At 67.9% G+C, this 14,496-nt stretch carries 9 protein-coding genes; 7 read left to right on the forward strand and 2 right to left on the reverse strand.

Translation table 11 applies throughout. From position 1 onward, the window contains the following. Positions 1-22: 22 nt before the first annotated feature. The 6 genes from ACZ3HL_RS38145 to ACZ3HL_RS38170 all read left to right on the forward strand — a co-directional run bounded on the left by ACZ3HL_RS38145 (position 23) and on the right by ACZ3HL_RS38170 (position 10,585). The gene (locus tag ACZ3HL_RS38145; RefSeq protein WP_465536413.1) at positions 23-1,948 is read left to right on the forward strand and encodes a hypothetical protein; all 1,926 of its coding nucleotides are present in this window, start codon (positions 23-25) and stop codon (positions 1,946-1,948) included. A 692-nt stretch (positions 1,949-2,640) separates the two neighbouring features. Next, positions 2,641-3,783 (forward strand): metallopeptidase domain-containing protein, encoded by a 1,143-nt coding sequence (locus ACZ3HL_RS38150; RefSeq protein ID WP_465536415.1) that lies wholly within the window; start codon positions 2,641-2,643, stop codon positions 3,781-3,783. 422 nt (positions 3,784-4,205) lie between these two features. Beyond that, positions 4,206-6,518 (forward strand): ATP-binding protein, encoded by a 2,313-nt coding sequence (locus tag ACZ3HL_RS38155; RefSeq protein WP_465536417.1) that lies wholly within the window; start codon positions 4,206-4,208, stop codon positions 6,516-6,518. A gap of 80 nt (positions 6,519-6,598) precedes the next feature. Further along, complete coding sequence (locus tag ACZ3HL_RS38160; RefSeq protein ID WP_465536419.1) at positions 6,599-7,252, forward strand: cutinase family protein; 654 nt, start codon at positions 6,599-6,601, stop codon at positions 7,250-7,252. 72 nt (positions 7,253-7,324) lie between these two features. Continuing rightward, positions 7,325-9,589, forward strand: a complete 2,265-nt coding sequence (locus tag ACZ3HL_RS38165) for an ATP-binding protein (RefSeq protein WP_465536420.1) — start codon at positions 7,325-7,327, stop codon at positions 9,587-9,589. Positions 9,590-9,718: 129 nt separating this feature from the next. Then, complete coding sequence (locus ACZ3HL_RS38170) at positions 9,719-10,585, forward strand: SGNH/GDSL hydrolase family protein (RefSeq protein WP_465536421.1); 867 nt, start codon at positions 9,719-9,721, stop codon at positions 10,583-10,585. 171 nt (positions 10,586-10,756) lie between these two features. Here ACZ3HL_RS38170 and ACZ3HL_RS38175 read toward each other — a convergent pair whose 3' ends face one another. Further along, a complete protein-coding gene (locus ACZ3HL_RS38175) occupies positions 10,757-11,140 on the reverse strand; it encodes a hypothetical protein (protein ID WP_465536423.1) in 384 nt (127 codons plus the stop codon). A 528-nt stretch (positions 11,141-11,668) separates the two neighbouring features. Here ACZ3HL_RS38175 and ACZ3HL_RS38180 point away from each other — a divergent pair. Next, the gene (locus tag ACZ3HL_RS38180) at positions 11,669-12,931 is read left to right on the forward strand and encodes a S8 family peptidase (protein WP_465536424.1); all 1,263 of its coding nucleotides are present in this window, start codon (positions 11,669-11,671) and stop codon (positions 12,929-12,931) included. On the opposite strand, the gene ACZ3HL_RS38185 is transcribed toward ACZ3HL_RS38180, so the two are convergent. Next, entirely contained in the window at positions 12,823-14,463 is a 1,641-nt protein-coding gene (locus ACZ3HL_RS38185; protein ID WP_465536426.1) for a carboxylesterase/lipase family protein, read from the reverse strand. The genes ACZ3HL_RS38180 and ACZ3HL_RS38185 overlap by 109 nt on opposite strands. Between the last annotated feature and the right edge of the window lie 33 nt (positions 14,464-14,496).

Raw genomic sequence — 14,496 nt, forward strand, 5'->3', positions numbered from 1 at the left:
GCCGGAGGAATCGGCCGGGCTCTTGAGCGCCCTGTCCAGGCACCTGCCCCACCTCAGTGATGCGGAATTGCAGTTGTTGCTGACCTCCTCGAGTACCGCCCTTGAGGATATCCCTGACCTCGTCGCCTTTCTGAACGATCACGACGACGCACTGACCACGGCCAGGTCGACCGTACCTTCCGGCTATCTTCCGCTGGCGCACCTGCTGTCGGTCCACACGGGAGTGAGCATCGCGCGCCCTCTGTGCTCGGCATGCGGGCGAGCGACTTTCTTCTTGCCTCATATCGCGCCGGAAGGGCGCTGGTGCGCACGCTGCGTCAACCGGCATACCCCGTGTTCGCGCTGCGGCACGCTGGGAGGCCGCCAGACCGTCACTCCCGAAGGTCCAATCTGCTCTCCGTGCCGACGCGGTGCTCGCTCTGCTCCGCCTGCGCGGGCGACGAAGCCCAAGGACGCGAAACCGCGGCGACGCACCCGCCGCATCACCTACCTGCCATGCACACTGTGCGGCAAGGTCTCGCGCCTCGGCGCCTTCTGGCCGCTCGGCGCTATCGGAGTGTGCTGTCACAGGAAAGTGATCTCGGCCAAGATGCCGTGTGCTGCCTGCGGCACCGTGCTGCCGCTCATCGGTTCAGGCGCCGACGGCACCCGGATCTGCGGCCCCTGTGCAGGCAGCCCGCTCACCTTCGCCTGCCGTACCTGCGGCACGACCGGCGACAACTACACCGCGCGTACCTGCCATCGATGCGCACTCACAGACCGGGTCACCAAACTGCTGTCGCGGCCGGACGGCACCATCGCCGCCCATTGGAAGATCCTTCAGACGAAGCTCGTCGCCAGCGACAACCCGTCGGCCACGATCAGCTGGATCACCGTGACGAAATCCAGCCGGTTGCTCCGCCAACTGGTCCTCGACGGCGTCCCCGTCACCCACGAGTATCTCGACACCTTGCCGTTCTCCCGAACGGTCAACCAGGTTCGGGACCTTCTCGTGCGCTGCGCTGTCCTGCCCGAGCGAGACACGGAGTACATCGACCGGATAGACCCGTGGCTGCGTCACCTGCTTGCCCAGGCGCCGCCACATCACATGCACCTTCTGGGTCCCTTCGCCCGCTGGTATCTCCTGCCGAAGGCCCGTCGCGGCGCACATCGGCGCGGAGTCGGTCAGAGCTCACCCACGACCATTCCGTCCACCGTGTTGGCAGCCTCCCGCCTCCTGCACTGGCTCGACAGTCAGCACCTCGTCCTTGCCGACCTTTCGCAGTCGCTTGTGGACGAATGGCTCGACAGCGGCCGCGGCCACTACCGATACTTGTATCCGTTCATCACCTGGGCCCGCACCCGCGGCCTCATCCCCGCGGAAATCCGCGTGCCGTTCCCGCAATATCCGCAACGGCTGGCCCTGCTCGACGACAACGAACGCTTACTCCAGCTACGTCGGTGTCTCGACGAGGGCGACATCCCACTCACGCTTCGTGTCGCTGGCGTTCTCTCCCTCCTCTACGGACTTCCCGTCACGACGATCGTCCGCTTGCGCCACGACCAGGTGATCATGACACCCGCAGGAACCTTCCTGACACTTGCCGATCACCAACTCGCCATTCCGCCGCGGCTAGCCAACCTCTTGGAAAGAGTCGCGGCTCAACCACCCACTCGTCGCGAGGCCCTTGGCCTCGAAGAAAGCACGTCGCCTCTGCTGTTCCCCGGGACAACCCCTCTCCGGCCGACGGCGGCCAACGCACTGTGCCAACGCCTGGCAGGCCACGGGATCGGCGGACTCGCAGCTCGCAACAGCGCACGGCTCGCCCTCGCTGCCCAGCTACCTGCCGCGATTCTCGCCCAGCTCACCGGCATCGAGGCGGAGACCGCCGTGAAATGGAACCAACGCGCAGCCCACGACTGGACCTCCTACGTCGAAGCACGCCTTTCCGTCGACCTGGACGCTTGAACCCGCACCTGCCGCTCTAAGGTTGCCCTGGCCCTCGGCACAAGAAATGATCGCTCGTACCGATCCCAAGCCCGGCTTCCGATTCTGGGCACTTTTGTCGAAAGTAGACTCCGCACCTGACGGCACCCAGATTGGCCGTCTCAGGAGCTGCTCCCGGGCTGTGGCCTTGCCCGGCGCGCCGGGCCGCCACGCCTGTCGCTGTTCGACGACCTAGCCGACGCAGCTGCTGGACTCCGCGTCTCAGGCGCTCGCGGACAGGTCTGCCTTCTTCAATCGGAGCTTCTCACCGTTCTGGACGCTCGTCTGAAAGCTGCATCATTGGTGCCTGCGCTTTGCCGTCGAACTCCTCAACCGAGGATTCAACCGACATGTCCGGGGCAGGCCCCGAACAGCAGATCGACGACGCGTTCGGAACGCCCCCACCCAACGACACGACCGCCCTCCCCTCAGCTCAGCCGACAAGCAGAAGCCGCCTGTCGAGCCGATCGACAGGTCCGACGAAGGGGCCGATGCCGGTGCCTCATGCAGGGCCACTTCCAGACGGCCGTTCTTGTCACTCTTGGAAGAAAATTCCGACGACTCTTCCTTGGCCGTATAGTCAGAACTACGTATTCGCGTGCGACGGCCTTGTTCCCGTGGACCCGGCGCTGTTTGGGTCGGCTCTCCCAGCCCTCGGACCCCGGGAGATCGTGATGCGCCGAACACGGTCGATGCTGACCACGCTGACCGTCGCCATCGCGGCGTTGTCGCTCTCGCCGGCGCCGCGACCCGCCAACGCCGCCGGCCCCACCCCGATCCGGACCGCGGTGGTGCTGGCCGACTTCGGCGGGAAAACGGTCGATCCCGGGCCGCGCTACCGCGGTTGGCTCACAGACACCTATTTCGGCTCCGCCGACTCACTGCGCTCGTACTACGAGGAGGCCAGTGACCGACGGATCACGTTCACGCCGATGACCGGTCGGCAGCCGGTTCTCGGCCCGTGGAAGCTCGATCTGGGAGCCACTTGCGACTTCAAAACGATCGAGACCGCGACGCGTCGACAGCTCGCCGCACGCGGGATCGGCGCGTCGGAGTTCGATCGCCTGTCCATCGTAGTCCCGGACATGCGCGGCCAATGCGCCTGGCTCGGCCTCGGTCAGCAGCCGGGGGACGTCCACATGTTGATGGACACCTTCGACCTCGGCCATCTGATTCACGAGAACGGGCACAACTTCGGCTTCTGGCACCTTTTCGGAGCGCGTTGCGACACCGGCCTGCTGACGAAATGCGCCGACATCGGTTGGCAAGGCTCCACCCCGATGGGCAAGGGCAGCAGCAAGGCGGGCCTGGCCCCCACCGAAATCGTGAAGGCGGGCTGGGCATCCCCGGATCAACGGATCGAGAACCCCGCGAGCGGCACGTATTCCCTGACCCCGTTGCACGCCACGGCGGATGTGACCGGACCGCGGATCCTCGACGTACCGATCGACGGTGACGGCGGCCGCCTCATGGTGGCCTACCGCAAGGAAGGGACCACACTCGACACCGCTGTCGAAACGGGCGTCCTGCTGTACAAGACCACCACCGCGAACTACGGCCGTTCCTGGCTGATCGACCCCACACCGGCCACGTCCGAAGACAACACCCTGCCTCCCGGCACCACGGTGACCGCACCGAACGGCACTCGCGTCACCGTGGAATCCGTGACGGATCAAGCCGCGGCGGTCCGGATCGAGGGAGCCACCACACCACCGACCACCCCTCCCCCTCCCCTCACGACCGTCCCGCCCACGCCGACGCCCCCCGCGCCACCCTCCGCCCCTCCGCGGACCTGCTGGTGGTTCATCTGCTGGTGAAGCACGGCCCACCCCGCGGCCGTGCCATAAGCTCTCTCCTGCCCTGCGTTCGGCGGCGGTCAGATGCCCCGGGGACGGGTGCTCCCGAACTGACCGGCCTCACCACCGCGCGAACGGTCGCCGCCGAACTCGAAAGTGTGGGCAGCGGGGACTCGGACTGCCACGGCTGAACGGCCGGTCAACCGACGCATTGTCCAGAGAATCGACGCGCGGCAAAGCCCTTCTCTGTCAGTACCCGAAATCGGCGGCAGTACCTTTCCGGAATACCCGCGAACGGCAGAGCAGTCATCGAGCGATACCGATGCTCGCCAGAGGGAGTGTCCGAACCAGAGCCGACATGCGAACACGCCTCGACTCGGGCTACGCTCAGCGCCCCGACTGGTTGACGAGGCAGGGAACGGGTGAATTCGTCGACGGAGCCCATGACACCATGCGCCGTCACATCGTTGGCCCGGCGGACCAGCTACATCGACCGTGCGCAACTGACGACGCGAGCTCTGGAGTTGCTGAACGCCGGGCCGGTGGTCACGTTGACCGGCGCGGGCGGGGTGGGTAAGACGCGATTGGCCGCCGTGGTGGCCGAAACGGTTTCCGGGAAATACCCGAACGGCGTGACTTTCGTCGAGCTGGCCGAGGTGCGAAACGTCGAGCTGTTGCCGAATGTGGTGGCCGAGCGGCTCGGGCTCTACGATCAGTCCGCGCGGCAGCAGCTGGATGTGGTCGCCGACTTTCTGCGGTCCCGCCGTCAGCTGCTCGTGCTGGACAATTGCGAACACGTGCTGGAAACCGGCGCCGACATGGTGACCGCGCTGGTCTCGGAATGCCCGAAGCTCACTGTGCTCACGACCAGCCGCCAATCCCTGGGAGTTCTCGGCGAACAGGTGCTGGTGGTGCCGCCGTTGTCGGTACCGGACGGCGAGGCGGCCGGCTCGGCGGCCGAACTGGAAACCTACGAGGCGCCGCGGCTGTTCGCCGATCGGGCGCGCGCCGTGCTGCCGGCCTTCGAGATCACCGACGGGAACTGCCGGGACATCGCCGCGATCTGCCGCGGCCTGGGCGGGCTGCCGTTGGCCATCGAGCTGGCCGCGGTACGGCTCCGCGTGTTGTCGGTGTCGCAGCTCAGGTCCCGCTTGGCCGATCCGCTGGCTTTGCTGTCACGAGGGCGCAGGGACGGCCCGGCCCGGCATCGGACGCTGCGCGCGACGATCGAGTGGAGCCATGCGCTCTGCTCCGAGCGCGAACAACGTGTCGTGGCCCGCGCTTCGGTGTTTTCCGGCGGGTTCGCGCTGGCTGCCGCCGAATGGGTCTGCGCGGGCGACGGAATCCCGGCCGGGGACGTGCTCGACCTGGTGCACGGGCTGATCGACAAGTCCCTGCTGACCGTCGAGGAGGCCGGCGGCGAACTCCGGTACAGCATGCTGGAAACGCTGCGCGAGTACGGCGCCGAGCGTCTCGCCGAAGCGGGCGAAACGGAACGCGTGGCCCGTCTGCATCGCGATTGGTGCGCCGACCTCACCGCTCGCTACGCGGCCGGCTGGATCGGGCCCGACCAAGTCGCCTGGCTGCGGCGGATCTCGCTCGAACACGCCAATCTCCGCGCCGCGCTCGAGTACTGCGCCACCGCGCCGGGCGAAGCGGTCGTCGGCCTGCGGATGATCAACCAGCTCGACGTGTACTGGTCCGCGCGTGGGCTGCTCAACGAAGCGCACCGGTGGCTGGACAGGCAGATGGCCGCCGCGCCGCCCGACACCCCGGAGTGGCCGCAGAGTCTTCTGCTCCGCGCGTGGTACTCCGTCCTTCGTGGCGACGCCGACGCCGCGGCGGCCGACGTGCGCGTCAGCCGGGAACTGGCCGAGCGGACCGGCGGCGAGGTCGCCGCCGCCTACGCCGAGGCGATACGGGCGACCGCCGTCCTCTACTTCGGCACCGAGCCCGTCGACTGGTTCGGCACGGCCAGGGAGGTGTTCCGGCGGCACGGGCTGACCGCGGCCGAAGCGTACGCCGAATTCCATCACCGGCACGCGACCGCGTTCGACGGCGATCTCGAAACGGCCAGGGAACAGTTCGCCGCGAGCATCGCGGCGGCGGAGGCCACCGGCGAGCTCTACTGGCGGTCTTGGGACTGGTGGGCGTTGAGCGTGACGGAGGAGCTGCACGGCGACCCGGCCGCCTCCGAGCGGGCCGCGCTGGAGTCGTTCCGTTTGCAGCAGGTCTTGGGCAACCGGTCGGCCGAGCCCCACACTGTGGTCGCCCTCGGGTGCGCCGCCACCCATCGCGGCGACATGATCCGCGCGGCGACCCTGTTCGGAATCGGCGGGACGATGTGGGCCGCCATCGGTACCGATCCGCGGCGTTTCGGCCGGTTCACCGCTCACAACGGCGAGGTCGCGGCACGAGTCGTCAAGACGCTGGGTCTCGACAAGGTCAAGCGGCATTACTGGTCCGGCAAGTCCCTGTCCCGCCAGGACGCCGTGCGTTACGTGCTGGAGGGGGCGGCGTCTCCGACGGCGAGGGCGTCGAGCGCCCCTCTGAGCGCGCGGGAGTTCGAGATCGCCGAACTGGTCACGCGCGGCCTGACCAATCGGCAGATCGCCGCCGAGCTGTTCATCTCGCCGCGGACCGCCGACACGCACCTCAGCCACATCTACACCAAGCTCGGCGTCGGCTCACGCGCCGAACTCGCGGCCTGGGTGGTGCGCCGCGCCGATACGCAGGCCGGAGACCCCAATACGTAGTTTCCCGGATGGAGCAGGCCTGCCCGATCGTCCAGGCTCGAAGATCGTCAAGCAGGGCGACTTCAAAGGAGAAGACGATCATGAGCGCACGATGGGGCCGTTTGACGGCGGCGATCGGGCTGGCCGTCGGCGCCGTGGCCATACCGGCCCCCGTGGCCGGGGCCACGGCGGCATGTCCGGATCTGGACGTGGTCTTCGCTCGCGGCACTATGGAGATCCCCGGCCCCGGCGTCGTCGGCAAGCCACTCATCCCGGCCGTACAGCGGGCTCTTCCCGGCAAGTCGGTCAGCTCGTACGCGGTCGATTACGCGGCTTCGATCGACCAGAGCAGCGCGGGCCCCGGCGCCACCGACATGACCCGCCACGTCATCCGGCTGGCGGCCGCCTGCCCGGGCACGAAGTTCGTGCTCGGTGGCCTGTCGCAGGGCGCCAGCGTCACCGACATCGCCATCGGCCTCAAAACCGGCCTCGGCACCGGTGAGACCGTTCCAGCGGACCTCGCCGACCGTGTGGTGGCGGTCGTGGTCTTCGGCAACCCCCTCGGTGGCCTGTTCCGGCAGACGATCAAGGACACCAGCGCCGTCTACGGGCCGAAAGCACTCGAACTCTGCAATCTCGGCGACATCGTCTGTGGCGGACTCGGGACTCGCGGGCCCGGCTTCGGTCACGGGTCCTACGCGTTCGACGGAAGTGTCGACTTGGCCGCGCGGTTCATCGGCCACCACTACCGGTGATCGAAGGCTTGTTCCTCCGAATGGGCGAAAGCGGGTTAAACTGATCATCCGTCGTACGGAGTCGGATGTGAGGTGGACGTGCTGTCATCCGCGCCGGTCTCGGCCGAGTCGACCAGCTATGTCGGCCGTGCCCAGGAGGGCGCCACGATACGCCGGTTGCTCGGCCAGGCACGGCTGGTGACGCTCGCGGGTCCCGGCGGGGTGGGCAAGACCAGGCTGGCGGCCAGGGTCATGCGGGACTCCGTCCGGGCCTTCGAGCACGGCGTGGTGTTCGTGGAGCTGGCCCCGGTGCGAGACGGCGCGCTCGTGGCGAACCTGGTCGCGGACCGGCTCGGGCTTCAGGATCGGTCCGACGCGTCGGCGACACGCATCGTGATCGCACATCTGCGGCACCAGACGCGGCTGCTGGTGCTGGACAACTGCGAACACGTCATCGACGCTTGCGCCGGGTTCGTCGCGGAAATCCTGGCCGAATGCCCCCGGGTGGTGGTGCTGGCCACCAGCAGGCAGTCGCTCGCCGTGGCGGGCGAGCGGCTGGTTCCGGTCCAGCCGCTGCCGACCGCGGACGCGGTGCGGTTGTTCCTGGACCGGGCCGCGGCGATCTGGCCGGACGCCGTCGACGGGGAAGCCTCGCGACAGGAGCTCACCGAACTGTGCCGGCGGCTGGACGGACTGCCGCTGGCGATCGAGCTCGCCGCGGCCAGGATCCGTTCTCTCTCACCGGCGCAGATCCTCGACCGGTTGTCCGGGCGCCTCACCTTGCTGACCACCGGCCCGCGTCTCGCGCCGCCGAGGCAACAGACGCTACGGGCCACCATCGACTGGAGCTACGAGCTGTGCACACCGTCCGAGCGGACGGTGTGGAAACGGGCTTCGGTCTTCGCGGGTTCCTTCGATCTCGACGCCGCCGTCCAGGTGTGCGGGGGCGATGACATCTCCCCCGAGGAAGTGCTCGACCTGATCGACAGCCTGTTGGACAAGTCGGTCCTCGTCCGTCACGACGAGCACGGCACCGCTCGCTACCGGCTGCTGGAAGTGCTTCGGGAGTACGGCCACGAACACCTGACGGGAGACGGTGAGCAGGACGAGATCGCCAGGCTGCACCGGGACTGGTACCGCGAGCTCGTCACCCTGGCCGACGAGGAATGGCTGAGCCGTCACCTGTACTGGATCGAACGGCTCACGCGGGAACACGCGAATCTGCGCGCCGCACTCGACTGGTCGCTGGCCCGGCGACAGGAGGCGGGCGTAGCACTGGTGATGGCGTCCCGCCCCTTCGAGTACTGGCTGCTGCGCGGGCTCTCCTCGGAAGAACGCAGGTGGCTCGATCGCGCCCTCGCCGCGGCGGCCCCGGAGCATCCGGCACGGCCGTTCGCGCTGTGCATCGCCGCTCTCCACGCGCTCTGGCAAGGAGATCACGAGAATCTGGGCAAGCACTTGGACGAGGTCGAGCAGCTGGCGGCCGCGGGCACGGACGAAGAGCTGACCGCGCGCATCCTGCACCTCCGCGCCTTCGCCGCCATGATGGCGGGCGGCCCCGAGTCCGTCGATCTCGCGGCCGATGCCTGTGCGATCTTCCGGGCGCGCGGGCTCGTGCGGGCCGAACTGCACCCGCTGTTCATCCACGGTGTCTCGATCGCCTACCGCGACCGTGACCTCACGACGGCGCGCCGCCTGCTGTCCCGGATGAACGACGTGGCCACCGAACACGGGACGACCTTCTACCAAGCGATGGCCCTGTTCGGGCTGGCCGTCGTCGAAGTCGAGTTCGGCGACATCGAGGCCGCCGCCGAGGCGGCCGCCGAGGCATTACGGCTCGACGTGCTCACCGGTGACCTCCACGGCCGCGCCTACCGGATCGACACCTTGGCGTGGATCGCCACCCGGCGAGGCGAGCACGCCCGCGCCGCAACGCTGTTCGGCATCGCCGCCACGGTATGGGACCGCATCGGGACCTCACCCGATTTCGCCGTCGCCATTCCCCACCGCCGGCATCTCAAACGGACGAGGCAAGAACTCGGCGACGCCCGGTTCGACGAGGCGTTCACCGCCGGCCGCCTGCTTCCCGACGAGGACGGCCTCCGCTACGCCCTCGACGAGCGCGCCCCCGAACCCGAACCGGCGAACGGGGCACCCGCGAGCCCGTTGAGCCCGCGGGAAACCGAGATCGCGGAGCTGGTCGCCGAAGGACTGACCAACCGCGACATCTCCACGAAGCTGGTGATCTCGCCGCGCACGGCCGAGACCCATGTCCAGCACATCATGACCAAGCTCGGCTTCCACTCCCGCGCGCAGATAGCGGTGTGGTCGGTCAGCCGCCACACCGAACTCATCTGAACCCGCTCAACCCGGCCCACGGACGAAATCCGCTTTCGGAAGCTACGCAAGATCACGGATGGTGCCCGTACGGGCATCGCGCAAGACTTCGGGTTCTCGCTTTCCCGTCCCCGAATCGAGGAGTAAGCCGTGCGCCGAGTCCTGCCCAGCCTTGCCGCGATCACTTTGGTGGCCACCGCGCTGACCTCAGGGTCCGCCTCCGCGAGCACCACCGGCTCCTATGGTTCCTATGTCGCGCTCGGCGACTCCTACACCTCGGGAACGCTGATCCCGAACACGGTCAACCTGCCCTGCACCCGCTCCGACCACAACTACCCGTCATTGGTCGCCGCGAGTCTCGCCCCCAGGTCGTTCACCGACGTCAGCTGTAGTGGTGCGGCGACACCGGATATGACCGGCAGCCAGCTGCTGGCGGGGAACCCGCCCCAGTTCAACGCGTTGAAGCCGGACACCGACCTGGTCACCGTCGGCATCGGCGGCAACGACATCCCCTTCGGTGAGATAGTGCTCAACTGCGGCGCCCGCGGCGTATTCGTGCCGCACGGCTCGCCGTGCAAGAACTTCTACACCAGCGGCGGCAAGGACACGTTGGCCGCCAAAGTGCGCGCGGTCGGCCCGAAGGTCGGCAAGGTGCTCGATGGAATCCACCAGCGTTCCCCGCGGGCCAAGGTCGTGCTCGTCGGCTACCCCACGGTGATGCCCGACTCCGGCGCGAACTGCTGGCCGTCCATTCCCATCTCCGACGGCGACGCGCCCTACCTGCGCGACATCACGAAGCTGCTCAACCAGGTCCTCGCCGAGCAGGCCTCCGCACACGACGCGATCTTCGTCGACACCTACACCAGCAGCATCGGCCACGACGTCTGCCAGCTCCCGTTCGTCAAATGGATCGAGGGCATCCTGCCCACCTCACCCGGCAGCCCGGTGCACCCGAACGCCGCTGGCACGGACAACCAGGCACGCCAGGTACTCGCCGCGCTCACGGCGCACAGGTGATGTCACCGCAGGCCTGTGCCACATCCACACCGGCTTCCACCAAAGGAATGCAGCTCAGTTCGGCCCGGCTCCGAACCGGACGCTGTACGCGGGACTCGCCAGCGGTCCTGCGTGGGGCCGCGGATGATGTCGCCTTCAGCGCGGAATTCCTTCGTGCGGCTCTGCTGAGTATCATCCAGCCGTACGCTGGACGGTGAAGTTCGCCTGCGCGGTTTGGAGTGCCCGGCGCGCGAGTGCGACGACGACCGACCAGTGAGGCAGTACAGCGGTCCGGCCAGGCGGCACGACCCAGCGGCATTCCGGCGTCGACCGGCCGGGCACCGGGAGCACGACCGCCCTGCCGGTGGGCAGCGTCCGGACATGGGCGCGATCGAGATCGCCGGGAAGCACGGTGCCCGGCGGCCGCGCGATCGTGAAGAAGGTCAGGCGTCCCCCACGTCCTGTCGACAGCACGACAGCCGGCTGCAAAGCGGATATCAGCCCATGGACGACGGCATTCGCGAGTGGCTCGGGGATCACGAGCGCGGACATCCGCCTGTCAGGGGTCACTGTCACGTGACAGACCTCCACGTCGAGCCCGACCGACCAGCCGAAGCTTCCCCGATAGGCGGCGCACGCCGCCGCGAGCGCCCTTCGCTCATCGCCACTCGTTCCTGAGCACATCACGATCCTCCGTTCGGCTGACCGGAACGGCCGTCAGCCGGTCCGGCGCCGGTCGCGGGACGAAATGTCGGGGTGATCCCGCTTCCGACATTTCGGGGACGTTAATCGCGGATGACGACGCACACATCCGTCGAATTACGCAGACCGGTCAGCTTTTCGTGACCTCATGCCCACCTTTCCGAGCACTCCGATGAGGCTTTTCGACGAAAGCGACAGCTCAGCGGAACCCATATCGCCAGAGGCATGGGCGAAAAATACGCATACGCCTTACGTAGTTCGACTGACCTCACGACAGAGCGTTTCGGGCACGCTTGCCCCTAATCTCACCCAGTGTTGCGGAAGGGGCATCCGATGCCAAAGGTCAAGACAACTGCGTCGCATTCGAGGCGACGGCGGAAAACAGCCCCTGCCGTGGGCCTGATGCTGACCGTGGTCGCGCTCGGGACGGTGACCGGGCAGGGACAGGCATCGGCCGCCGAGGCCGAAATCCGCGGCGCTGACTCCCAGCAGGCGATCAAGGGTTCCTACATCGTAGTGCTCAAGGACGGCATCTCGACGCAGTCAACTGTGGGTTCGCATGCACAGAAATACGGCGCTACCGTCAAACATCGGTACGGAAAGGCACTCAACGGCTACGCGGCCGATATGAGCGAGTCACAGGCCAAGCGGCTCGCCGCCGATCCCTCGGTCGCTTATGTCCAGCAGAACCAGACGATCCGCCTGAGCGAGTCGCAGCCCAATCCTCCGTCATGGGGTATCGACCGGATCGACCAGCCCGACCTGCCACTCGGGAACAGCTACCAGTACTCCACGGACGCTCCCGGCGTGCACGCCTACGTCCTCGACACCGGCATCAACACCGCGCACAACGACTTCGAAGGCCGCGCGAAGTGGGGACTCAACGCCGTCGGAGACGGCAAGGACACCGACTGTCACGGTCACGGCACCCACGTCGCGGGCACCATCGGTGGTAAGAGCCACGGCGTCGCCAAGGCGGTCACGCTGACTGCGGTGAAGGTGCTGAGCTGTTCAGGCCAGGGCGACACGTCCACTGTGGTCGCCGGCATCGACTGGGTCACGGCGAACGCCGAGAAACCCGCCGTGGCGAACATGAGTCTCGGCGGCGGCTCGGATCCCGCACTCGACGAAGCGGTCAAGCGGTCCGTCAGCGCGGGAATCACCTACTCGCTGGCGTCCGGGAATGGCAATGTCTTCGGTATGCCGCAAGACGCCTGCCAGACGTCTCCGGCCAGGGTCGGCGGATCCGCGGGTACCGCCATCACCGTGAACGCCTCGGACAAGAAGGACTCCAAGGCGTCGTTCTCGAACTACGGCCGCTGCACCGATGTCTACGCACCGGGCGTCGACATCACGTCGGCGTGGATCGGCTCGAACACGGCGACCAAGACGATTTCGGGAACGTCGATGGCCGCCCCGCATGTCGCCGGTGCCGCTGCCCTCTACCTCGCTGGCAACCCGTCGGCCACTCCCGCACAGGTCAAGCAGGCCCTTGTCGGCGCTGCGTCGCAGGGCAAGATCAAGGGCGTCAACAGTGACACCCCGAACCGTCTGGTCTATACCGGGCAGGGTGGCCAGACCCAGCCGCCGGGCCCCGGCCCGGATCCCGAGCCCAAGCCGAAGCCGTGGTACTGCATGTGGGTCCCGGCGCCGTTCTGCTTCTGAGCCCTCGCTCCCGCGAAAGGCCAGGGGCTTGACCACCGGGTGGTCAGGCCCCTGGCTCGTTTCCGTGTGGTGTGCGAACGTGCGCAGAACCTAGACGCGGGACTCGTCGTCGAAGACTTCGACCGGTTCGGTGTCGCGGTCGAACGCGGCCCAGCCGGGGTCACCCGTGGTGGCGAAGGAGATCCACGCCGTATGCATGCGGGTCGCCAGTTCTTGCGGCGGATTCGGCCCGGTGAGCGCGTCCACTCCGTAGGCGTCGAGAGTGTCGAACACGAACGGGATCTCCAGAGCATGGCAGGCGCCGAGTCCCTCGACGCCTGACGCCAGCCGAACTTGTAAGCATGAACCGAAGCATGTGCCGCCTGGCCGCGAGCGAGGCGCATAGCCGGCTCGCCGAACATCAGGTCGGTCACGATCGCGCACAGCAGGTCACCCGGCGTCCGCTCCTGACTGTTCGCCAGATATGGGTCCGCAGTAGACGGTGCCAGGCCCATCCCGGCGAGCATGGCGGGCAGCGCGTCCGCCGTGATCGCCGCGGCTACGCCGGTCGGCACGGCGAACAGCCGGTACTCCTGGGCGGTGGTGCCGACCAGCATGTCGACACCGGCCGCGGCGCCCGCTTCGATCACCTCGATCGGAAGCCGGGTGATCACCTCACCGTCGAGCACTGGGAACAGCGCCATCACGCCGTGTCCCTGCCGGAGTATCGAACCACCGAACCGGTTCGCGTCCCTGACGTCCCGCAGTTCCCGCGTGACCGCGGCCTGGGCTGCGATCAGCGCGTCAAGACCAACTGTGGACAACCCCGCCGCGGTCGGCTCGACCCCGAGCCGACCGGCCACCTCGCCGGTGACCAGCGCCGCGTCGCCCGCGTCCGCGGCGACCTCGGCCGAGCCGCTTTGAATGATCGCGCGACGGAACAGGCCACGCGCCGCCGGCAACGACAACAGCGTAGCCACGCTCGACCCACCCGCGGATTCCCCGAACACGGTGACGTTGCCCGGGTCACCGCCGAACGCGGTGATGTTGTCGCGGACCCACTCCAGCGCGGCGATCTGATCGAGCAGGCCCCGGTTGGACGGCGCGTCGGGCACCTCTGCGAATCCGGGCGCGCCCAACCGGTAGTTCATCCCGACGAGTACCACCCCGTCGCGGGCGAACGCCGAGCCGTCGTAACAGGGAACCGCGTTGCTGCCATTGCTGAACGCGCCACCCGGGATCCACACCAACACCGGCAGGCCGGAGGCGCCGGGGTCGGGTGTCCACACGGCGACGTTGAGGACGTCATCGCCGGGAATCGACGGTTTGAACAACAGTTCCTTGAACGGCGGCGGGTACGGTGCCTGCGGCGGGGTCGGGCCGTGCGCCACCGCGTCGCGCACCCCCTCCCAAGAGGGCTCCGCCGCCGGGGCGGCGAACAACGCCGCCCCGGTGGGTGGTGCGGCATAGGGGACCCCGAGGAACGTGTGAACCCCACCCGATACCCGGCCGCGGACTTTTCCGCCCCGGGTCCGCACGACACTGTCCACCATCGACTCCAGTTCCGAACCTCGAGTTACCGCGCG

The sequence above is a fragment of the Amycolatopsis sp. NPDC000009 genome, assembly GCF_055563465.1.

Excerpts from the sequence above, each read along its gene's own strand:
- ACZ3HL_RS38160 (WP_465536419.1), top strand. The coding sequence starts at position 6,599 with ATGAGCGCACGATGGGGCCGTTTGACGGCGGCGATCGGGCTGGCCGTC.
- ACZ3HL_RS38180 (WP_465536424.1), top strand. The coding sequence starts at position 11,669 with ATGCTGACCGTGGTCGCGCTCGGGACGGTGACCGGGCAGGGACAGGCA.
- ACZ3HL_RS38150 (WP_465536415.1), top strand. The coding sequence starts at position 2,641 with ATGCGCCGAACACGGTCGATGCTGACCACGCTGACCGTCGCCATCGCG.
- ACZ3HL_RS38185 (WP_465536426.1), bottom strand. The coding sequence starts at position 14,463 with ATGGTGGACAGTGTCGTGCGGACCCGGGGCGGAAAAGTCCGCGGCCGG.
- ACZ3HL_RS38155 (WP_465536417.1), top strand. The coding sequence starts at position 4,206 with ATGACACCATGCGCCGTCACATCGTTGGCCCGGCGGACCAGCTACATC.